The following is a 20012-nucleotide window of genomic DNA, read 5'->3' as shown; positions in this document are numbered from 1 at the left end:
CCCCGCATCGATCGTGGGGGTCAGGGGCGGTTGGCGGTCTTTCGATGCGGCGCGTTGATGTCGTGGACAATCTCGGCGCCGCCGGTTCGCCCTGTCGGCTCGGCTTTTCTTTTCGGGTTTCTGTGACCGTAGAATGCCATGCCGGCGGGCTGTGTCAATATAAAACTCTACATATGTGGAGTATTTCCCAGCCTCCCATTTACGCGCCTGTTATCCGGCTTCTTTGCCCGCCCAGCGACATGCCGCTGACCCCGTCGCGCAGCGTCAGATTGAGCTCGTCGCCCGGTTGCAGGAACCGGCCCAGCGTCTTCATTTCGACGCGCATGCCATCGCGGCGCGCGGCGTCGTTCAGCAGGTTGGTCTTGAGCAGTTCGATCAGGCCCGGTGTGCCTTGCGCGATGACGCCGCCCGGCGTTCCGGTCAGCACCATGTCGCCGGGCTTCAGGTCCATGATCGCCGCGATCTGGGTCAGCGTTTCGGCGGGCTTGTAGATCAGCTGTCCGGTGTTGGCGGACTGGCGGACCTTTCCATCATAGGTCAGCGAAAGTTCCAGATTGTCGACCGTCGCCGCGACCTCTTCGGGTTCGAGCAGATAGAAGACCGGCCCGGCCGGGCAGAAGGTGCGATAGCTCTTGCCCTGGAACCATTGCATGAAGGACGCGCCGAACATGGTGTCGCGCGCCGACATGTCGTTGCACAGGACCACGCCGGCAAGATAGGAGCCGAGATTGCCGGCCGTCACGGTGGTTCCCGCCTCCAGCGGACGGCGCAGGACGATGCCGACCTCCACCTCATAATCCAGAAGCTCGACCCCCTTGGGACGGACGATGTCGGCATAGGCGCCGCAGAGCGACGAACTGGCCTTGGCGAAAAGGAGGTTCTCCTTGCGCACATGATGACCGGCCTCCGCCGCATGCTCATCATAGTTGAGCCCCTGGCAGATCAGCGTCGCATCGGGGGTGACGGGGCTCAGAAGGGCGCTCGCGGCAAAGCGCACCGCCTCGCCCGTGGCGGTCAGGTCCGGCGCGGCTTCGATCGCGCCGATCAGTTCGCCCAGGGTCTTCGCGCCGCTCGCAATGCCCCGTCCCTCGACCCGGTCGACCGGCCCCTCGGGCGCATCGCCGGTCAGCACGGCCCAGCGCGGGCCCGCGCCTTCATCATAGCGGACGATCATCAATGCCATCATTCTACTCCTGCATTCCAATGGGGATGTCAGCGAAGCCAGGGGCGCGGAGGCACCAGCAGGGCGTCGACGATATTGCGGACGAGCGGCGGCGCGTCGGCCGGGGCGGGGGCGGGCGGCCGCATGGAATCGGGCAGGTCGTCGCCCCAGGACCAGAGGTCGCCGCGGGACAGCGGATGGAAACCGGTCGGATAATCGGCGGTCATCAGGTCGCCGTCCGCATAATGTTCCCACTCGTCCCCGGCGGAGTCCTTCCAATAATCGAAGACCTGACTGCCGAGCACATGGCGGCCGATGCCCCAATAATGGTTCCAGCCCCTGCCGCGCAGATATTGCTGGCCCTGCCCCACCGCATCGACGTCGATCGTCTCGGTCGAGATGTGCAGCAGGCGCGATTCCGGCCCGGCGAGCAGCGCGAGGCTGTGATGGTCGGCGGGCTCCGCGCCCCGGTCGAAGCGGAAGAAGCCCAGCACCGGCGCATCCTCGCCCACGGTCGCGACGTCGGTCGGGAGATAGCCGAAATGGCGCCGGTACCAGGTGGCGGTCCGTTCGAAGTCCGGCGTCTGGAGCACGACATGGCCGATGCGGAACACCGGCGCGGGCGCGGTCGGCGTCCGGACCGGCCTGTCGATGCGGCGGCTGGCCACGGGCGAGTTGACCTCGGTCAAGGGCTCCCGCACCGGCAGCGGCTCCAGCGATGCCGCGCCCCAGAGCAGGTCGACGCGCACGCCTTCCGGATCGAAGAGGCGCACCCGCTCGCCGCCGCCCGGCGCATTCGTCGCTTCGACCGGCGACTGGGTGGCGGCGGACAGCCGATCGAGATCGGCACGGTCCCTGGCGGCAAGGCCGAAGCCGACGAAGGCGTCCCGCTCCGATGCGATCAGCTCGACGCAATAGGGTTGCGGTCCATAGCCGCGGAAATGGCGCTGCCCGCCGCTGCCGCCCGCGACCGGCACGAAGCCGAAATCCTCCAGGAAGCGGGCCATGGCATCGATGTCGCGCCGCTCGAAGCTCACATGGACGACGGCGTCCGCCCGGACGATGGGATCGACTTGGCCGATCATGACCTTGCTCCCCTGATCCGGTCGATCATCGCCATCGGGTCTTCCGGCATGGCGTCGCCGCGCCAGGCGACATGCTGGTCGGGGCGGATCAGCACGAAATCGCGCTCGTAGATCCGCCGGGCATGCGCGTCGCGAATGTCGAGCAGGTCGACCGGCACGCCCCGCTCGCGCGCGGCGTCGAGCAGCGGCTGGGCCGGGGCGTCGGTGAAGCGGACCAGGGTGAACCAGGGCCCCAGCCGGTCGAAGATGGCGCTGCCATCCTCCAGGAACAGATGCGGCGCCCGCATGCCCGGCCAGGTGCTGGGCACATAATCGCGCAGCCGCCATTCCGGTTCGTCGCATTCATGGCAGACGATCGGCGACTGGCGGTAGCGATGGTCGAGTTCGATGCCCCGCGATTCATTCTCCGCATTGCCGAGTTCCGCGATCAGCGCGCCATAGGCGTCGCGCGCGGCGGCCCCCTCCGGCGTGTCGTCATGGATGATCGGGGCATAGGCTTGCGCGATCTTCAGGCGCACGCCCATGTGCAGGCGCGACGCGTCGACGATGGCGCGGCCCACCGGCCGGCGCTCCGCCTCTATGCTGTCGAGCAGGGCGGAGCCGCCCCAGCCCTGCAGGATGGCGGCATATTTCCAGGCGAGGTCGACGGCGTCGCCTATCCCGGTGTTCATGCCGTAACCGCCGGTCGGGATCACCTGATGCACGGCATCGCCCGCCATCCACACCCGCCCGCGCCCATATCCGTTCGCCAGCACCAGATGCGGCGACCAGGGGTTCGCCTGGATCACCTCGATCGGGAATTCCTGGCCCAGCGCATCGAAGGCGAGTTGCCGGGGATCGATGGCCGCCGCGTCCGCCCCTTCGGGCAGCATGCAGTGGAGCGTCCAGATTTCCTCGTCGTCCTGCGCGATCAGCGTGCTGCCGGCGGGCGACTGATAATGCCAGGCGATGCCGAAGCGCTGGAGCAGGTCGCGCGCCTCCGACCGGAAATGCACCATGAAGAAGCGGGCGACATTATATTGCCCGTCCCAGGCAAAGCCCAGCTTCTCGCGGACGATGCTGCCGCCGCCGTCGCAGCCCGCGAGCAGGGCGCAGCGCTGCCGTTCGGTGCGCCCCGTCGCGACTTCGCGCAGATGGACCGTCACGCCTTCGCCATCGTCGTCGAAACCCTCGACCGCCCAGCCGAACCGCATTTCGACCAGCGGAGATTCTTCCAGCAACCCGCGCAGCAGCGGTTCCAGGACGACCTGGCTCAACCGCATATAGGGTTCCAGCGGCTGCGACCCGTCATTGTTGGCGCGAATGTCTTCCCGCCAGCTTTCGACGTCGGGATAGCGGAAGCGGGCCAGTTCCCACTCGTTCAGCCGCGTCACCCAGGAAACGTCCATCGGATTGCCGCGCGGCACGGCGATGTCGCGTATCTTCTCCGCAATGCCCATGCGGCGGAACAGCTCCATGCTGCGGCCATTGGTCACGTCCATCTTCGGATGGCGCGTGGTCGAGGGATTGCGTTCGAGCAGCAGCGTGCGAACGCCGCGGCTTTGAAGCTCAAATGCGGTGGTAAGGCCGACAGGCCCCCCACCCGCTACGATGACTGGAACATCCACGGGGCATCTTCTCCATCACGGTCATTGCCGTCTGGAGAGCAGGGCTAACATGCCCTGCCGCAGGAGTCCATAAAAACTCTACAGTTGTGGAGTTTATTTGAAGACAGCGCGTTCGACGAGGTTCCAATAGCGTTCGACGGCCTCCTCATTCCTGATGGAAAAGCCAATGGTTTCCGCCATTTCGCGGTTGAGCGACGACAGGGTGGAGGTCATGCCGATGAGCATGTAATAGACATGATCGGGATCGCCCTGCAGGAGCTGGCCCTCCGCCTGCGCCGCCCGGATCTGGGGCAGGATGCGGTCGCGGGTCTTGCTGAGAACCTTCTCGACCAGCCAACCGATTCTCGGACTCGATCCCTGGTTCTCGCGCAGCATGAAATGGTGGAACGCGGTATGTTCGACCGTGAAGCGCAGGAAGGTCCGGAACTCGGCCCGCACGCGCTCTGACGCGGACATTCGGGAATCGGGGGGAATGGCCTCGTCCCACATGGTCTCGATCTGCTCGAAGGCATATTCGGCCACCGCCTTCCACAGCGCCTCCTTGGTGCGGTAATGATAGGTGATCAGCGTATATTCCAGGCCCGCGCGTTCCCCGATGCGGCGCACGCTGCTGCCGTCGAACCCGCGCTCGGCAAATTCGTTGAGCGCCGCCTCCAATATCGCCTGGCGCGTTTCGACGGACCGCTGCTGTTCGCGCCGGTTGGTCTTCCGCCGCTGGCCGGGCTGTTTCGCGGCGGCGCTTTCGTCCGGGGCCTTTTTGCGGTTTGTCTCTGCCATTGAGCCTCCAAATTGCAGCCGTGAAGCGGAAGCGTGCCCGTGTCCCCCGGCATCCTGCCCTGCCGCCGTGATCGGGATCGACGTTGGAAGGAGGGCAAGCCGCCTTCGCGCACGCTCTACCCAAGTCAATCGCGCGGATCGAGTCCCGAAACCAGAATGTCGACCAGCTTTTCCGCCACGGTTCCGGCCGGCATCGCCCCTTCCGGATCGTACCAGCGCCCCGGCCAGTTGAGCGCCCCCGCCAGCGCGAAAGCAGCCATCTTCACGTCGATCCGCGCGATCGAACCATCGGCAACGGCGTCTTCGATCAACCTGCGCAAGGCATTGTCGATCTCCCGCTTCAGCGCGCGATAGCGCGGCCGGCTTTCCGGCGAGAGCACTTCGTCCCCGGTCCGGATCACGCATCGCCCGAAATCGTCCATGTTGACCTCGGCATAGCGGCGCAGGAAGCGCGTCAGCCGATGGCGGCCGTCACCGGGCTCCCGCCGGGCCTGATCGGCCGCTTCCAGCAATTGCTGCAGGCCGATGGTGACGCATTCCAGCAGCACCTGATCCTTATTGGCCAGATAGTGGTAGATGGTGCGCTTGGATATGCCCAGGCTGGCGGCGACGTCGTCCAGCGACGTCGCGTGAAACCCGCGTTCGTTGAACATCCGCACCGCCGCGCGCAGCACGGCCTCGCGCTTGGCAAGGCGCTCGGCTTCTTTCTGGGCGGGGGTGCGGAATGGTGAAGCGGCGTGCATCAATGTCCTCTTTTTTCTCCATCGGAGCGTTGACAGGAAACCCGGCGCGACGCAATACACCCAAAAGTGCATGGGTCACTCATGAGTTTCCGGAGGCTGAAATGGATCTGAAGGGAATGGCTGCCATCGTCACCGGCGGCGCGTCGGGATTGGGCGGAGCCACCGCCGCGCGTCTGGCCCGGGGCGGCGCCAGGGTGACGCTGTTCGACCTGAACGCCGAATTGGGGACGGCCCATGCCGACGCCATTGGCGGCCAGTTCATGAAGGTCGACGTGACGGACGAGGGCGCCGTCGCGGCAGCGTTCGAACAGGCCGAGGCGCTGCACGGCGTCGCGCGCATCCTGGTCAACTGCGCGGGGATCGCGCCGGCGATCAAGACCGTCGGCAAGGAGCATGCGCCCCATCCGCTGGACGTGTTCAGGCGCACCGTCGAAGTGAACCTGATCGGGACATTCTGCATGATCGCCCGCTTCGCGGCTTCCCTGGCGAAGGCGGACGAGATCGAGGGCGAGCGGGGCGTCATCGTCAACACGGCGTCGGTTGCGGCGTTCGACGGTCAGATCGGCCAGGCCGCCTATAGCGCCTCCAAGGGCGGCGTCGTCGGCATGACCCTGCCCATCGCCCGCGACCTGGCGCAGCACAAGATCCGTGTGATGACCATTGCGCCGGGTATCTTCCTGACGCCCATGCTGGAGGCGTTCCCGCAGCATGTGCAGGATGCTCTGGGCGCGCAGGTGCCGCATCCCAGCCGCCTTGGGAAGCCCGACGAATATGCGCAGCTCGTGGACAGCATCATCGCCAATCCCATGCTGAACGGCGAGGTCATCCGACTGGACGGCGCGATCCGAATGGCGCCGCGTTGAGCGGCCCCGGCAGGCGAAGCGCTGGTTCCACGCGCGCGCCTGCCGCCTTCTGGAGCGGGGGACCGGTTCGGTCCGCCGCTCCTCCTCATGTCGAAGGAAGCTGAAAATGGCCGAAGCCTATATTGTCGAGGCGCTGCGTACTGCCGGCGGCAAGCGCAAGGGCGCGCTGTCGGGCGTTCATCCGGCGGATCTGGGCGCCGTGGTGCTGAACGCATTGGTCGACCGCAGCGGCATCGATCCCGCCGCGGTCGAGGATGTCATATTGGGCTGCGTCACGCAGGGCGGCGAACAATCCTTCGCCTTCGGCCGCAATGTCGTGCTGGCGTCGAAGCTGCCCGACAGCGTTCCCGCCGTCACCATCGACCGGCAGTGCGGATCGTCGCAGCAGGCGCTGCATTTCGCGGCGCAGGCGGTGATGTCCGGCACGCAGGATCTGGTGATCGCGGCCGGCGTGGAAAGCATGACGCGCGTGCCGATGGGCTCCAACTTCAATCTGCATGCGCAGGCGGGAATTGGGGAAGGGCCATGGCCCGCCAGCATCCGCGAGCGCTACGGCGTCGACGAGTTCAGCCAGTACCATGGCGGGCAGGCGATTGCCGACAAATATGGCTTCAGCCGCGAAGACATGGACGCCTACGCGCTGGAGAGCCATCGCAAGGCCGCGGCCGCCATCGCCGCGGGCGCTTTCGAGCGCGAGATCGTGCCGGTCGATACGCCGGACGGCCGCTTCGCGCAGGATGAGGGCGTGCGCGCCAATGGATCGATGGAGGCGCTGGCCGGTCTCAAGACGCTGACCGAAGGCGGCACGATCACCGCCGGCAATGCGAGCCAGATGACCGATGGCGCCTCCGCCGTGCTGGTCGCGAATGAGGAGGCGCTGAAGCGGTTCGACCTGAGGCCGCTGGCGCGCATCCATAATCTGACGGTGACGGCGGGCGACCCCGTCATCATGCTGGAGGAACCGATTGCGGCCACGGAAAGGGCGCTGCGCCGGGCGGGGCTGGGCCTGGACGAGATCGACCTGTTCGAAGTGAACGAAGCTTTCGCTTCCATTCCCATGGCCTGGCTGAAGGTGCTGGGCGCTGATCCGGGCAAGCTGAACGTCCATGGCGGTGCGATCGCGCTGGGCCACCCTCTCGGCGCGAGTGGGACGAAGCTGATGGCGACCCTTGTCCATGGATTGAGGGCGCGGGGCAAGCGCTATGGGCTGCAAGCCATGTGCGAAGGCGGCGGCATCGCCAACGTGACCATCGTCGAGGCATTGTGACGGTTCCTGCGGAGCGGGCGTCGCGGGCTTGCGCGCCCGGCGCCCGCGCCGGCGGACCGGCGGATGAACAGGGTTAAGGATGAGTTGACGGGCCGCAAACCCAGGCCGCCTCTAAGCCATTGATCATAATCGCTTTGTGATCGACGCCGTCCGATGTTAGAAAGACGCGCGGTTCCGATGCAGAAGGTTGTCGATGGACAGGAAATTGGCAAGCGAACGGGGTGCCGAACAAAAGGCGCTGGCGGCACGATGGACCATAGCCGCCGAAGCCATGGAGGCGCTGGCCGGCGCGCGGTCGATGGAAGCGATCATAAATGTCCTGCGGGCCTTTGCGCGCCGCGCGGTGGGGGCGGACGGCATCGCGGTCGTCCTGCGCGACGAGGACCAGTGTCATTATATCGCTGAAGATTCGATGGAACCGCTTTGGGCGGGACAGCGCTTCCCGGCATCGAGTTGCGTGTCCGGATGGGCGATGGAGCATCATCGGACGGCGGTGATCCCGGACGTCTTCGACGATCCCCGCGTGCCGGTGGAGGCCTATCGCACCACATTCGTGCGGTCGATGGTGATGGTGCCGATCGGCCGCATCGAACCCATGGCCGCTCTGGGCGCCTATTGGTCCGAATTCGCGCAGCCCACCGACAATGAGATCGCGCTGCTGGAGGCGCTGGCCCGCGCCGCGTCCACCGCGCTGGAGAACGGGCGGCTGTTTGCGTCGCTGGAAGCGCTGAACGACCAGCTCGAACGCCGCGTCCGGGAACGCACCACGGAACTGGAGCGGTCGCAGGACAGCCTGCGCCAGGTCCAGAAGCTGGACATGCTCGGCCAGTTGACGGGCCATGTCGCCCATGACTTCAACAATCTGCTGATGCCGATCGTCGGCGGGCTGGACCTGATCCTGTCGGGCAAGCGGACGCCCGAATCGATCGAGCGGCATGCGACCATCGCGATGCAGGCGGCGGAGAGCGCGCAGACGCTGGTGCAGCGGCTCTTGACCTTTGCCCGCCGCCAGCCCCTGACCGCGAAGGCGGTCGACCTGTCGGAGCTGCTTGGCGGGATGCAGGCCTTGCTGACCAGCACGCTGGGACCGCGTATCGCGCTGTCGGTCGATCTCCAGCCGATGTTGCCGCCGGTGCGCGCGGACGCCCATCAGCTTGAGGTCGCGCTGCTCAACCTGGCCGTCAACGGCCGCGACGCCATGCCCGATGGCGGCGCGCTCAGCATAAAGGCGCAGGCGCGCCAAAGCCGCCTGCCCGCCGCGCTGACGCCCGGTCCCTATGTCTGCCTGACCGTCAGCGACACCGGCACCGGCATGACCCCGGCGGTCAAGGCGGCGGCCATGGAGCCCTTCTTCACGACCAAGCCGTCCGGCCATGGCACGGGGCTTGGCCTTTCCATGGTCCACGGCCTTGCCGCCCAGCTTGGCGGCACGGTGGAGATCGACAGCGCCGTGGGACAGGGCACCAGCGTCCGGCTATGGCTGCCCGTCGAGCGGGCGCCTGCCGTGAAGGCGGCTTCCCCAGCAGTCGAGGAGGGGCCGAAAGAGCGTTCGGGCAAGGTGCTGCTGGTGGACGACAACGATCTCGTCCGGAACAGCACGCGGGAGATGCTGATCGACATGGGCTATGAGGTGGTGGACACCGACCGGGCCGAACGCGCGCTCAGCATGATCGAATCCGGCGACCGGCCGGACATCCTGATCACCGACCATATCATGCCGGGCATGACGGGGGTGGAACTGGCGCTGCGCCTGCGGGCCGATCATCCGCACATCGCGTTGCTGATCATATCGGGCTATGAGGGGGTGGACCTGATCGCGCCCGACATCACGCGCCTGTCCAAGCCCTTCCGGCATAATCACTTGCAGGCCTGCATAGCCGCGGCGCGGGCGCAGGCAGCCTGATCCGCATCCTGTTTCGGGGTCATGGCCCTTCTGCGGAGAAAAGCTTGGCGCCGGCCTGGCCCGGATATGTCCTGTGGCGATTCGCTTCACTCTATTCAGGCCATCCCTGAACAGGATGACTTTGCCGTGGATCGGAAGACGCGACCCTGGGCGCATTCGCTTCGATGCCTGAGGCGGCGAGGCCCATTGACGGGAGGGGCCTCGCCCTCTTTCCTCAGGCCGGTTGAGCGACGTCCACCGTGTAATGCGCACTGGTCTTGGCGGCGACTTCCTCCGCTGTCACGCCCGGCGCGCATTCGATGAGGCGGAACGGGCTGTCATGGTCGGGCCGCTGGAACACGCAGAGGTCGGTGACGATCATGTCGACCACATTCCTGCCGGTCAGCGGCAGGGTGCAGGCCGGGATGAACTTGGGACTGCCGTCCTTGGACGTGTGCTCCATGACGACGATGATCTTCTGGACGCCCGCGACCAGGTCCATCGCGCCGCCCATGCCCTTGATCATCTTGCCCGGGATCATCCAGTTGGCGATGTCGCCATGTTCCGAAACCTCCATCGCGCCCAGCACGGTCAGGTCGATATGCCCGCCCCGGATCATCGCGAAGCTGTCGGCGCTGGAAAAATAGCAGCTCTGCGGCAATTCGCTGATCGTCTGCTTGCCCGCATTGATCAGGTCGGCATCCTCCTCCCCCTCATAGGGGAAGGGGCCGATGCCCAGCATGCCGTTCTCCGACTGCAGCGTCACTTCCACGCCATCGGGAATGTGGTTCGCCACCAGCGTCGGGATGCCGATGCCCAGGTTCACGTAGAAACCGTCCTGCAATTCCTTCGCCGCCCGCGCGGCCATTTCGTCACGAGTCCAGGGCATTATGCGGCCTCCCTCTGGCGGACGGTGCGGAATTCGATTTTCTTGTCGTAAGGCGCTCCGACGATCATGCGCTTGACGTAGATGCCGGGCAGATGGATCGCATCGGGGTCGAGGCTGCCGGTGGGCACCACCTCCTCCACTTCCGCGACGCAGATCTTCGCCGCCGTCGCCATGGGCTGGTTGAAGTTGCGCGCCGTCTTGCGGAAGATGAGGTTGCCGCTCTCATCGGCCTTCCAGCCCTTGATGACCGCCACATCGGCGAAGATGCCGCGCTCCAATATGTAATCCTGCCCGTCGAAGCTCTTCACTTCCTTGCCCTCGGCCACCGCCGTGCCGACGCCCGTCCTGGTGTAGAAGCCCGGAATGCCCGCGCCGCCCGCCCGGCAGCGTTCGGCCAGCGTGCCCTGCGGGCAGAACTCCACCTCCAGCTCCCCGGCCAGATATTGCCGCTCGAACTCCTTGTTCTCGCCCACATAGCTGGAGATCATCTTCCTGACCTGCCGCGTGCGCAGCAGCTTGCCCAGCCCCTCGCCATCTACCCCCGCATTGTTGGAGGCGATGGTCAGATCCCTGACGCCCGAATCCCGGATCGCATCGATCAGCCGCTCGGGTATCCCGCACAGACCGAACCCGCCAGCGCACAGATGCATGCCGTCGAACAGCAAACCCTCCAACGCACTCGCCGCATCCGAATAAAGCTTTTTGACCATAAGCATGCCTCTCCTTCGGATCGCCATTCTGGCGGAGGCCAACTATCATTTCTAATGATTTGTTTTTTGCTTTAGCCAAAAGCCATGTCTACTAATCGCATCGGCCTCTTCCATCTGGAAACCCTGCTCTGGATCGACCGGCTCGGCACATTCGCTGCGGCGGCGGAGCGGTTGAACACCACCCAGCCGGCAATTTCGGCGCGGGTAAGGGAACTGGAGAGCCATCTGGGCGCCCGCCTGTTCCGCCGCGAAGGCCGGACCATGTCCTTCACCCCCGCCGGGCGGCAACTGGTGCGCGATTGCGGGCCTCTCTGGAGCGATCTGCAGAGCATGCTGCTGCGCTGCGGCGGATTGGCGGAAGCGAGCGGCGTGGTCCGCATCGGCGCAGGCGAAATCGCCGCGGCAAGCTGCCTTCCGGACTTCGTGTCGCAATTGAAGGGGGCAATGCCGCATGTCAGCCTGGAACTGGAAATCGACCTGACCGCCAACCTGATCCAGCAATTGCTGGTCGGGCGCGCCGATATTTCCTTCGCGGCCGGGCCCATCGCGCATCCGGCGCTCCAGTCGCGTCCCATCGGCGGGGTGAGCCTGGTCTGGCTCGCCAGTCCCGCCATTGCCGCGTCATTCCACGGCGATGCGGCGGACCGCACCATTCCGATCTGGTCGCTGGCCAGCCATTCCCCGATCTATGGGCGGATGCGCGACGCGATCGCCGCTTCGCAGATCGCCCGTAAATCGCTGAACCTGTGCAACAATGCGCGGATGATGATCGACATCGCCAAGGCGGGTGGCGGGATCGGCATCTTCCCGGAACCCATGGCCCGTGCCGACCTGATGAGCGGAGCCCTCGTGAAACTGGAGGGCATGCCGGCCCTGTCGCCCATCGAGTTCCATGTGGCCAGGCGTATTTCGGACAATGATCCGGTGATCGCCGCCATTTTCGAGCAGGCGAGCGCGCTGCGGCTGGGGCCGGAGGGCGAGGGCTGACCGCTGCCGAGACGGGCTTCAGGAACCCAGCGCCTGATTGGGATCGACGGTCCTTATGCTGCCGGGCATGTCGCGGCTTTCGGCCGGAGTGGCGGCGGCCGGGCCGCCCGGAGCCACGCCCGATCCCAGGGAAACCTCCTTGTCGACATAGACCTCGAACAGCGTGCCGGCGGGCAGCTTGACGTCCTTTCCGCGGACGATCACCGCCAGCGGCAGGAAGACGATGCCCGCGCCCACCGCGCCCAGGGTGCCGGACTTGCCCTGGGAATTGCGCTGGCCGCGCACCGGCACGTCCATCCCGCCCGCCCTGACCGTGCTGACCTTGATGTCGAGCTTGCCCGATCGGCCGAGCAGGCCATTGTCCCTGACGCGGCTCACTTCCCCCACCGCCGGGCTGCCGGCGGGGATGAGCGTCACGCCGCCGATCGTCACCGGCTTGGCCACGGCCAGTTCGATCCTGTCGCCGACGCGGGCGGATTTGGAGGAAATCTCCTGTCGGGTTTCCAGTTGGATGGCCATGCCTTCGGGAAGGATCGTCGATTGGGCAAGGGCGGGACCCGCGCTCGCCGCCAGCAGCAGGGGGATGGCAGAGCGCATCGGCAATGACAGGCGAATCATCGGTCCATCCTCTCCGCTTCGGCGGCCACGCCCCCGACCGGCATGCAATTTACGCTTCCGGGGCCAGGGCATCAAGGAACGAGTCGGACCTGGCGCGGGCGAACGGCGCAGCCATCGCCGCGACGACCTTCGGCTGTGCCGACCGTCAGCCAGAGCGCCGCGTTCAATCGGGCGCAGGTCGCGCCTTCGCGCGGATGCCGATGTGGGAGACGGTCGGGCGGACGCCGGCCGATCCCGGCCCTCAGGGTTTCGCCTGTCGGGTCGAACCGCGTTCCACCCTGTCAGGACGAACTCAGGCGGATGCCCTTTGCCCGGACGGCGCGAACGCCTGCGCCAGCGGTCCCGCCATGCCCAGCACCGTCAATTCCCCGTCCATCAGCATCCTGCCGGCCTGCTTGCGCTGCACCTTGCCGCTGGTCGTGCGGGGGATCGCGCTGGCGGGCACCATCACCAGATCGGTGATGGCCAGTTCCAGCCGCTCCATGGCCGTGGCGCGCAGCCGGGCGGCAAGGTCCTGGAGTTTCTCGTCCGACAGGGACCGGGCGTCGTCGCGCTTCATCTCCGCGATCAGGACGATATGCTGCGCATCGCCCATCTCGATCTCCACGGCGGCGGCGCTTGCCTGTCCCACCGTGCCGGAAAGTTCCGACCAGATCTGTTCGACATCGCTGGGCGCATGGTTGCGGCCCCGGACGATGATCAGGTCCTTGAGGCGGCTGACGATGAAAAATCCGTCGGCCGTGGAAAAGCCGAGATCGCCGGTGCGCAGGAACGGCCCGCCTTCGTCCAGCCGGCCGAAGCTCGCCTCCGTCGCGGCGGGATTGTCGATATAGCCGGCGGTGATGTGCGGGCCGCGCAGCCAGATTTCGCCCACCGCGCCATCGGGCAGCGCCTCGCCGGTTTCGGGATCGACGATCCGCGCCTCCGCCCCGGCCATGGCGGGGCCGCAGCAGGCGAGGTCCAGCACGGCGTCCCCGCCGGCGCTCTCCACCGCCCGACCTGCCGCGAGAGCGCGGCTGTCGTAGCTCTTGACGATGGGGTCGCTCCGGGGCGGAACCGCGATGGTCACGAGGGTGGATTCAGCCAGTCCATAGCAGGGCAGGAAGGCGCGCCTGTCGAAACCGGCATCGGCAAAGCATTCGGCAAAGCGGTCGAGCGTGGCGGGCCGCACCCGCTCCGCCCCGTTGAACGCGACGCGCCAGCCCGACAGGTCGAGACCGTCCGGCATGCCCCGCCGCGTGGCATGGTCGACGCAGAGGTCGTAGCCGAAATTGGGCCCGCCGCTGGTATGCGCGCGATAACGGGAAATGAGTTGCAGCCAGGACATTGGCCTGTTGATGAACGCGGCGGGCGAGGTGATCACGCAGGTCGAGCCCAGGAACAGCGGTTGCAGGATGTTCCCGAACAGCCCCTGATCGTGATAATGCGGCACCCAGCCGACGAAATGGGAATCCCGGTCGTGGCCGAAGGCGGCGCGGATCATCGTCTCATTGGCGATGATGTTGCCATGGCTGATCATCACCCCCTTCGGGTTCGACGTGGTGCCGGAGGTGAACTGGAGCACGGCGAGCCGGTCCGGCGCGAGCGCCAGCGGCGAGAAGGCGTGCGATTCCGCCGCGAGCGCGGCAAATTCCAGATAGCGCACCGGGCCGGCGGACAGGGCGGCGGACAGTTCCTCCCCGAACAGGCCGGCCATGCCGTCGTCCAGCAGGATGCAGTCGGGCCGGATGTCGTCCAGCATGTTCAGGATATTCCGAAGCCGCGCCTTGCGCCGGCCGACCGGGGCGAGCGGAATGGCGACGCCGCCGACCGCGAGGCAGGCAAGCAGCGCGAGCGCGAAGTCGGTCCCCGCCGAGAAGAGGAGGGCGATCCGGGGACCGGCCGGCCCCCCCGCCGCCAACCCCCCCGCCGCCAACCCCCGTGCCGCCATGGCGCCGGCAAGCTGCCCGACCTGCGCCGCCACCTGCGCATAGGTCAGGCTGCTCTGCGAACCATCGCCCTGGTCGAATATCAGCGCCGGCCGGTCCGGGACGCTGTTCCCATGGTCCAGTACGATGTCGACGATCGACCGGCTGAAGTCTATCTGCATCTTTTTTGCGAACCCGATGCTTTGGAGCCTTTTCACATGGAGCGAAAACGCCCAGTCCTTTGATGCCGCATGGTCCCGGTCGCCAGGCGATTCCGCCCGGTGACCGGGATATTCCGGTCATTCCGTCGCGAAGGCTATCCGGAGCAGGCCGATCTTCCGCATGCGGAAACCGGCGGCCGACATGCGCAGATAACGGGAATATTTCTCGACCGGATGGATGGCCGGATCGACCACCCCGCTGCGGACCGCGCCGCGCAGCCGGTTGCTCCACATCTCGCAGGTGCGCGCATAGTCCAGCCCGTCGTCGCGCAGCCGCTCGACGCGGAACAGACCCTTGCAGGCGACCACGATGTCCTCCAGCGTCGGCAGTTCCGCCGCCGGGAAGATCTCGTTCGCAATGAAGGGATTGGCGTCCTCCGGCGACATCCTGCCATAGGCGATGGTCTGGAGCGACAGACGGCCCTTCCCTTCCATCCAGTCGCGGCAGGCCTGGAAGAATTCGCGGTACACGCCGCGGCGCTCGTCCACGCTCTGCTGCGGATGGGCGAAATGCTCGAACGCGCCGACGGAGATGATCGCGTCGAACGGCCTGTCGGGACGATAGTCGTGCCAGTTGGAAAGGACCGCGCCGATGCCGGGATCGCCCGATTGCTCGATATAGGCGAGCTGTTCCTCGCTCAGCGTCAGGCCGACGCATTCGGCGGCGCCATGCCTGCGCCGCAGGTTGCGCATCATGCCGCCCCAGCCGCAACCGACGTCCAATATGCGCATGCCCTCGCCGGCGCCGACCGATTCCGCATGATAGTCGAGCTTGCGCTGCTGCGCCTCCTCCAGCGGGGCGTCCTTGGGCAGGCCGTCCCACATCGCGCTGGAATAGGTCATGCTGGGGTCGAGCCACGCCGAATAGAAGTCGTTGCCGACATCATAATGGTGGCGGATGGCGGCGGCCGATCCGCCAAATTCGATCTGTTCGTCCTGGATCATGGCCGGACGCCGCCCTGCTGCGCCGCCATGTCGCTGACCGCCGCGGCGATGCCCGTCGCCGCGTCGCGGATCGCCTCCGCCTCGAACAACAGTTCCAGCGGCAGTTCGTCGGGCAGGTTCAGCCAGTTCTCCAGCTCCACCATCAGCGAGATCGCCTTGGCGGAATCGATCCCGAAACTGTCGAACGGCGCATCGGGAGAGACGGCGGCGGGCGCCACATTCACGATTTCAGCGATGCGGGCAATGATCCAGCTTTCGATTTCCTCTGCCGATGCCTGTCGAATAAGGTCGGAATTCATCAATGTCCCCCTGAAGCCGAACGGGTCGCCCCGAATCTGCCATAATAGACGTCCGCCCCGGTCGTGGCGGACGGGTGTGTGACGGAACCGATCTCCGGCTGGGCGGCGATCTTCTGCAGTTCCGGATGCTCGCGCGCCAGCCGGGCCGCCGCGACGTGCACATTCTCCTCCTCCGGAAGAAGCTGGTCGATGGTGATGTGCGAAGGCCGGGGCAGGCCCCACATCTGGCGCATCTCGTCGAGCGCGGCCTGCGACACCTCCACCTCATAGGCGACGGCCTCCCCCTGGCCGTAGTCCATGGCGGAACCGAGCAGGGTCAGCTTCCAGCCGACGCCGTAGCAGAAGCTGAGCATGCGGACATCGGTGAAGCCCACGCAACGGTCGATCCCGGCCTCATAGGCCAGTTCCAGCGGCGCGATCATGCACGCGGCCTTCCGTCGCAGATTGTGGCGGCGCATGCCCCGCTCAATGCAGAATCCGCGGCTCAGTTCCCAGGTGCGCCCGTCGTCGATGGGGCGGATGCCGGCGGGCAGGACATGCGAAAAATGATCGAGCAGCATGGAACAGTCGTCGGTGGGGCGGAAACGCAGCCCCATGACGACCCGGTTCTCGGTCGAAAAGCCTATGATGTTGCTCGCGCGCGCATCATCATATTCGTCATATTCCAATCCGTCCTCGACCCTGAGATCCCAGCCGAGCTGGTTGACGAACACCTCCGCGCGGGCCTGGTGCAAATCTCTGATCTCGTCCTGGTACAGTGCGGAATTGTTCTTCGAAATCAGATGAATCAAATCCGTTCGTCCCCCGCATGCAGCGGCAGCGCCTGTAACATATTATACAGGGGAGGTCATCGGAAAGTTGCAGGGTGCAATCCATGTTCCCCGCAAAAATCCGGTCGATAAAGGGGGTTCAGGCGGCCTGCTTCTGCCGGGCGCGCTGGACATGCACCTTCACCGCCTGGACGGAGCGGTCGAGCGCTTCGGCAATGTCGAGGTCGCACCACCCGGCCTGCCGCTGGTCGAGGCAGAACAGCTCGGTCTCGGTCAGGGCGGAAGCGGCCAGATCGTCGCGCGCGTCGAGCAGGGCGATGCCCCGGCACAGGTAGAGCGTCGCCATGGCGTGCAGGTTCGCGCGTTCCTCCGGGCTTTCCAGCATGCTCAGCAGGCGGATTTCCACCTCATATTGCCGTTCGTCCCAGCCGGTGATCGGAAAGCAGATCTGCGGCAGGACCTCCGGCTGTGCGATCGGCCCGCACCAGCCGGTCTCACCGAACAGGAAGCGCCGCTCCCCATCGCCGACAGCATAGCAGGCATGGCTCGCCGCCTGAAGGCCCAGGGCCTGGCTGAAGCGGGTGACGAGGCTCTCGATGCTGAGCGTGCTGTCGACCCCCGCGATGAAATCGGCGGCGGTGGTCGAACTTCCGGCGCGAAGCTGGGTGCTGGGGATATATTCGCTCATGGTTCCTCACGCGGCATATGCCTGCCGTCATGCCGCGTCAGGTCTTAAAAGCGGGTTAAGCGTGCCTTCCTGCCGCCTGCTTCCTCTTTGCGGCGGAACGAGCGTTCGCCGGGTTGCGGGGCCGCCGGCCGCAGAGCGCAAGCTCGTCCGATCCGGAGCCGGACGCAGGAAGAGTTTAACCAGCGGTTTACCAAGTCCGCCTATGATCGGCGGATTGAAAAAATATAGCGGGTTTCGTGGGCGATGACGAATTTTGGGTACAGGCGGCGATGGAAGTGGGCACTTCTGGTTTCCGCGACGATCGAACTGGCAGCTTCCGGCACGGCCCGGGCGCAGGCCCCGGCCGATGCGGACATGCGCGCCGACATCACGGTGACGGCGCGCAAGGTGCCGGAACCGCTGCTGAAGGCGCCGCTGGCGGTCACCAGCATTTCGGGCGATTCGATCGTGGCGGCGGGGTTGCAGACCATCACCGACCTCACCCGCATGGCCCCCAATGTCGACATCGGCGGGGGCATTGCAGGCCAGTTGCAGGGGCAGATCTCGATCCGCGGCATCTCCACCCTGGTCCGCAATATCGGGCTGGAAACCGGCGTCGGCATCTATGTGGACGATGTCTATGTCGGCCGGCCGGAAAATTTCGTCCAGCATCTTCTGGATGTCGACCGGGTGGAAATCGTGCGCGGCCCGCAAGGGACGGAATATGGCAAGAACACCATCGCCGGCGTCGTCAACGTCCAGACGAAGCAGCCCGACGCCGATCCCGGCGCCTCCATCCGGCTGGACGCGGGCAATTACGATTACAGGCGGGGCGAGGCGGTGCTGGGCACGCGCCTCAATGAACGGCTTTCGGTGCGCGGCGCGGTGGCCTATGCCCGGCAGGACGGCTTCTACAAGCATCTGTCCGGCGGCAGGGATGCGGGATCGACCGACCTGCTGACCTGGCGGCTGTCGGCCAAATATGCGCCGACCGACCAGCTGTCCTTCATCGCCCGGTGGGAGGGGCTGCGCGACCGCGGCACGCCCGCCTTCTTCCAGGCGGACGCGCTGGCCGGCTATCCGGCGGATTTCCCTTCGCGGGAGCCGCTGCACATCAACAACAACCGGCCCAACCGGCTGCACCGCGACAGCCAGGGCATTTCGCTGAGGACGGAATGGGCATCGGACGCGATCACGCTGACGGCCATCACCGCCTATCGCGATTCCTCCTATCATGCCTCGCTGGACGACGATCAGGAGCAGGTCGACTTCGTCTCCGCGGACAATTTCAGCGACGATTCCCATTTCTTCAGCCAGGAACTGCGGCTGGCGGGCGGCACCGGCAAGCTGCGCTATCTGCTGGGCGCCTATTATTTCGACCAGATGGTGCGCACCGACCGGGGCCTGGGTCTGGGCGCCGATACCGGCGTGCCGGGCGAACCGATGCTGACCACCAAGGGCAGCGTCAAGACGGAGAGCGGGGCGCTGTTCGGGCGGCTCGACTATGAACTGACCGATCGCCTGTCGCTTTCCGCCGGCCTGCGCTACACCAGGGAGAAGAAGCGCGCCCATTTCGTCCAGGATGACGCCAGCGGGACGGGTATCTTCACCTATCTGGGCTTCCCGAACCTCACCTTCGACGGCCGGTCGACCGATGACGACCTGTCGCCCAGCGCGACCATTTCCTATGAGGTCGTGCCGGACGCCAATGTCTATGCGCGCTTCTCCCGCGGCTTCAAGAGCGCGGCTTACAATGTCGACCTTGCCTCCTCGCTGGGCGGGCTGACCGCCAGCCCGGAAAAGGCGACCAGCTATGAGGTCGGCTTCAAGATGCTGACGCTGGACCGGCGGATGCGGCTGAACCTTGCCGCGTTCCACACCGATTACGACCGGTTGCAGGTGTCGCAGGTGCTGGGCAGCGGGCTGGCGCTCACCAATGCCGGCCGCGCGCAGGTGGAGGGCGTGGAAGGCGAGCTGTCGCTGCAACTGACGTCCCGGCTGCGGCTGGAGGGTAATGCCGCCATTCTGGACGCACATTATAAGAGGTTCGACAATTGCGGCGTTCCCGCGTCGGTCATTCCCTCTGTCGGCAGCCCCAGCACCGACTGCACCGGCAACGACCTGGTGCTGGCGCCCCATTTCACCGGCTATGGCGCCGTCAGCTATGAGGTTCCGGTGCGGATCGGCACGATCTTCGCCCGCGCGGACGTGGATCACCGGTCGACCGTCTATTTCGAGCCGACCAATTCGGACGCCTTCAAGGCCGGGCCGCGCACGCTGGTCAACCTGCGTTTCGGCCTGCGTCGCGGGCAGTGGGACATCGCCGCCTGGGTGCAGAACCTGACCGACAGGATCTACAAGACCTATGCCGACGACCGGTCCGGTCTGGGCGTGTACCGAACGGCGGCATACGGGCCGCCGCGCACCTATGGCGTCAGCCTTTCGGCGGCATTTTAGGACGTCGCGCTTGGGCGTGCTGGCTATGGCCCATATGGCGGCCATTAAGGAAATCTTAGCCAGCAAATGGTGAAACCTTCTTAAGGGCCGCGGCGCCGGGACAGCAGGAGTAGAATGGCGGACCAGATTTCATCGCGGTCACCTGATGAATTTCAA

18 protein-coding genes are annotated in these 20012 nt (G+C 66.0%); 5 read left to right on the top strand and 13 right to left on the bottom strand.

What is annotated here, in order from left to right; translation table 11 throughout:
* Window positions 1-199 precede the first annotated feature (199 nt).
* The 5 genes from EWH10_RS16010 to EWH10_RS15990 form a co-directional block, all read right to left on the bottom strand.
* Window positions 200-1183 (bottom strand): fumarylacetoacetate hydrolase family protein, encoded by a 984-nt coding sequence (locus EWH10_RS16010; RefSeq protein ID WP_065846793.1) that lies wholly within the window; start codon window positions 1181-1183, stop codon window positions 200-202.
* Window positions 1184-1212: 29 nt separating this feature from the next.
* A complete protein-coding gene (locus EWH10_RS16005) occupies window positions 1213-2247 on the bottom strand; it encodes a VOC family protein (RefSeq protein WP_065846759.1) in 1035 nt (344 codons plus the stop codon).
* Window positions 2244-3854 carry an FAD-dependent monooxygenase gene (locus EWH10_RS16000; protein ID WP_065846762.1) on the bottom strand — a complete coding sequence of 537 codons (1611 nt, stop codon included), beginning with the start codon at window positions 3852-3854 and terminating at the stop codon, window positions 2244-2246. The genes EWH10_RS16005 and EWH10_RS16000 overlap by 4 nt, the downstream gene beginning before the upstream one ends.
* 93 nt (window positions 3855-3947) lie before the next feature.
* Window positions 3948-4631 (bottom strand): TetR/AcrR family transcriptional regulator, encoded by a 684-nt coding sequence (locus EWH10_RS15995; protein WP_025549437.1) that lies wholly within the window; start codon window positions 4629-4631, stop codon window positions 3948-3950.
* 125 nt (window positions 4632-4756) lie between these two features.
* Entirely contained in the window at window positions 4757-5374 is a 618-nt protein-coding gene (locus EWH10_RS15990; RefSeq protein WP_025549436.1) for a TetR/AcrR family transcriptional regulator, read from the bottom strand.
* Window positions 5375-5475: 101 nt separating this feature from the next.
* Here EWH10_RS15990 and EWH10_RS15985 point away from each other — a divergent pair, with 101 nt between their 5' ends.
* The 3 genes from EWH10_RS15985 (at window position 5476) to EWH10_RS15975 (ending at window position 9407) form a co-directional block, all read left to right on the top strand.
* Window positions 5476-6237 (top strand): SDR family NAD(P)-dependent oxidoreductase, encoded by a 762-nt coding sequence (locus EWH10_RS15985; protein WP_048575642.1) that lies wholly within the window; start codon window positions 5476-5478, stop codon window positions 6235-6237.
* A 106-nt stretch (window positions 6238-6343) separates the two neighbouring features.
* Window positions 6344-7504, top strand: coding sequence for an acetyl-CoA C-acetyltransferase (locus EWH10_RS15980; protein WP_048575641.1), 1161 nt, complete (start codon window positions 6344-6346; stop codon window positions 7502-7504).
* Between the two features lie 193 nt (window positions 7505-7697).
* Window positions 7698-9407 (top strand): ATP-binding protein, encoded by a 1710-nt coding sequence (locus EWH10_RS15975; RefSeq protein WP_065846764.1) that lies wholly within the window; start codon window positions 7698-7700, stop codon window positions 9405-9407.
* 214 nt (window positions 9408-9621) lie between these two features.
* Here the strand turns inward: EWH10_RS15975 and EWH10_RS15970 are convergent, their stop codons facing one another.
* A complete protein-coding gene (locus EWH10_RS15970; protein WP_065846766.1) occupies window positions 9622-10275 on the bottom strand; it encodes a CoA transferase subunit B in 654 nt (217 codons plus the stop codon).
* Window positions 10275-10985, bottom strand: a complete 711-nt coding sequence (locus tag EWH10_RS15965; protein ID WP_025549432.1) for a CoA transferase subunit A — start codon at window positions 10983-10985, stop codon at window positions 10275-10277. Before EWH10_RS15965 ends, EWH10_RS15970 begins: the two co-directional genes overlap by 1 nt.
* Window positions 10986-11069: 84 nt before the next feature.
* Here EWH10_RS15965 and EWH10_RS15960 point away from each other — a divergent pair, with 84 nt between their 5' ends.
* Window positions 11070-11972, top strand: coding sequence for a LysR family transcriptional regulator (locus tag EWH10_RS15960; protein WP_065846768.1), 903 nt, complete (start codon window positions 11070-11072; stop codon window positions 11970-11972).
* Between the two features lie 18 nt (window positions 11973-11990).
* Here the strand turns inward: EWH10_RS15960 and EWH10_RS15955 are convergent, their stop codons facing one another.
* The 6 genes from EWH10_RS15955 to EWH10_RS15930 all read right to left on the bottom strand — a co-directional run bounded on the left by EWH10_RS15955 (window position 11991) and on the right by EWH10_RS15930 (window position 17420).
* Window positions 11991-12590, bottom strand: coding sequence for a hypothetical protein (locus EWH10_RS15955; RefSeq protein WP_025549430.1), 600 nt, complete (start codon window positions 12588-12590; stop codon window positions 11991-11993).
* Between the two features lie 292 nt (window positions 12591-12882).
* The gene (locus EWH10_RS15950) at window positions 12883-14679 is read right to left on the bottom strand and encodes a fatty acyl-AMP ligase (RefSeq protein WP_065846794.1); all 1797 of its coding nucleotides are present in this window, start codon (window positions 14677-14679) and stop codon (window positions 12883-12885) included.
* A gap of 117 nt (window positions 14680-14796) precedes the next feature.
* Window positions 14797-15663, bottom strand: a complete 867-nt coding sequence (locus EWH10_RS15945) for an SAM-dependent methyltransferase (RefSeq protein ID WP_025551304.1) — start codon at window positions 15661-15663, stop codon at window positions 14797-14799.
* Complete coding sequence (locus EWH10_RS15940; RefSeq protein ID WP_025551306.1) at window positions 15660-15962, bottom strand: acyl carrier protein; 303 nt, start codon at window positions 15960-15962, stop codon at window positions 15660-15662. The genes EWH10_RS15945 and EWH10_RS15940 overlap by 4 nt, the downstream gene beginning before the upstream one ends.
* Window positions 15962-16753 carry an acyl-homoserine-lactone synthase gene (locus tag EWH10_RS15935; protein WP_025551308.1) on the bottom strand — a complete coding sequence of 264 codons (792 nt, stop codon included), beginning with the start codon at window positions 16751-16753 and terminating at the stop codon, window positions 15962-15964. The genes EWH10_RS15940 and EWH10_RS15935 overlap by 1 nt, the downstream gene beginning before the upstream one ends.
* Before the next feature lie 118 nt (window positions 16754-16871).
* Window positions 16872-17420 carry a hypothetical protein gene (locus tag EWH10_RS15930; RefSeq protein ID WP_065846770.1) on the bottom strand — a complete coding sequence of 183 codons (549 nt, stop codon included), beginning with the start codon at window positions 17418-17420 and terminating at the stop codon, window positions 16872-16874.
* A 243-nt stretch (window positions 17421-17663) separates the two neighbouring features.
* Here EWH10_RS15930 and EWH10_RS15925 point away from each other — a divergent pair, with 243 nt between their 5' ends.
* A complete protein-coding gene (locus tag EWH10_RS15925; RefSeq protein ID WP_065846771.1) occupies window positions 17664-19856 on the top strand; it encodes a TonB-dependent receptor in 2193 nt (730 codons plus the stop codon).
* Window positions 19857-20012: the final 156 nt, after the last annotated feature.

Source organism: Sphingobium fuliginis (assembly GCF_004152845.1).
Classification (GTDB): Bacteria; Pseudomonadota; Alphaproteobacteria; order Sphingomonadales; family Sphingomonadaceae; genus Sphingobium; species Sphingobium fuliginis.
Note: the sequence above shows the minus strand (reverse complement) of the source record. Positions and strands in the feature narration are given on the sequence as shown.

Coding starts and splice junctions, on each gene's coding strand:
- EWH10_RS16010 (WP_065846793.1), bottom strand. CDS start 1,183: ATGGCATTGATGATCGTCCGCTATGATGAAGGCGCGGGCCCGCGCTGG.
- EWH10_RS16005 (WP_065846759.1), bottom strand. CDS start 2,247: ATGATCGGCCAAGTCGATCCCATCGTCCGGGCGGACGCCGTCGTCCAT.
- EWH10_RS15995 (WP_025549437.1), bottom strand. CDS start 4,631: ATGGCAGAGACAAACCGCAAAAAGGCCCCGGACGAAAGCGCCGCCGCG.
- EWH10_RS15990 (WP_025549436.1), bottom strand. CDS start 5,374: ATGCACGCCGCTTCACCATTCCGCACCCCCGCCCAGAAAGAAGCCGAG.
- EWH10_RS15985 (WP_048575642.1), top strand. CDS start 5,476: ATGGATCTGAAGGGAATGGCTGCCATCGTCACCGGCGGCGCGTCGGGA.
- EWH10_RS15980 (WP_048575641.1), top strand. CDS start 6,344: ATGGCCGAAGCCTATATTGTCGAGGCGCTGCGTACTGCCGGCGGCAAG.
- EWH10_RS15975 (WP_065846764.1), top strand. CDS start 7,698: ATGGACAGGAAATTGGCAAGCGAACGGGGTGCCGAACAAAAGGCGCTG.
- EWH10_RS15970 (WP_065846766.1), bottom strand. CDS start 10,275: ATGCCCTGGACTCGTGACGAAATGGCCGCGCGGGCGGCGAAGGAATTG.
- EWH10_RS15965 (WP_025549432.1), bottom strand. CDS start 10,985: ATGGTCAAAAAGCTTTATTCGGATGCGGCGAGTGCGTTGGAGGGTTTG.
- EWH10_RS15960 (WP_065846768.1), top strand. CDS start 11,070: ATGTCTACTAATCGCATCGGCCTCTTCCATCTGGAAACCCTGCTCTGG.
- EWH10_RS15955 (WP_025549430.1), bottom strand. CDS start 12,590: ATGATTCGCCTGTCATTGCCGATGCGCTCTGCCATCCCCCTGCTGCTG.
- EWH10_RS15950 (WP_065846794.1), bottom strand. CDS start 14,679: ATGCAGATAGACTTCAGCCGGTCGATCGTCGACATCGTACTGGACCAT.
- EWH10_RS15945 (WP_025551304.1), bottom strand. CDS start 15,663: ATGATCCAGGACGAACAGATCGAATTTGGCGGATCGGCCGCCGCCATC.
- EWH10_RS15940 (WP_025551306.1), bottom strand. CDS start 15,962: ATGAATTCCGACCTTATTCGACAGGCATCGGCAGAGGAAATCGAAAGC.
- EWH10_RS15930 (WP_065846770.1), bottom strand. CDS start 17,420: ATGAGCGAATATATCCCCAGCACCCAGCTTCGCGCCGGAAGTTCGACC.
- EWH10_RS15925 (WP_065846771.1), top strand. CDS start 17,664: ATGACGAATTTTGGGTACAGGCGGCGATGGAAGTGGGCACTTCTGGTT.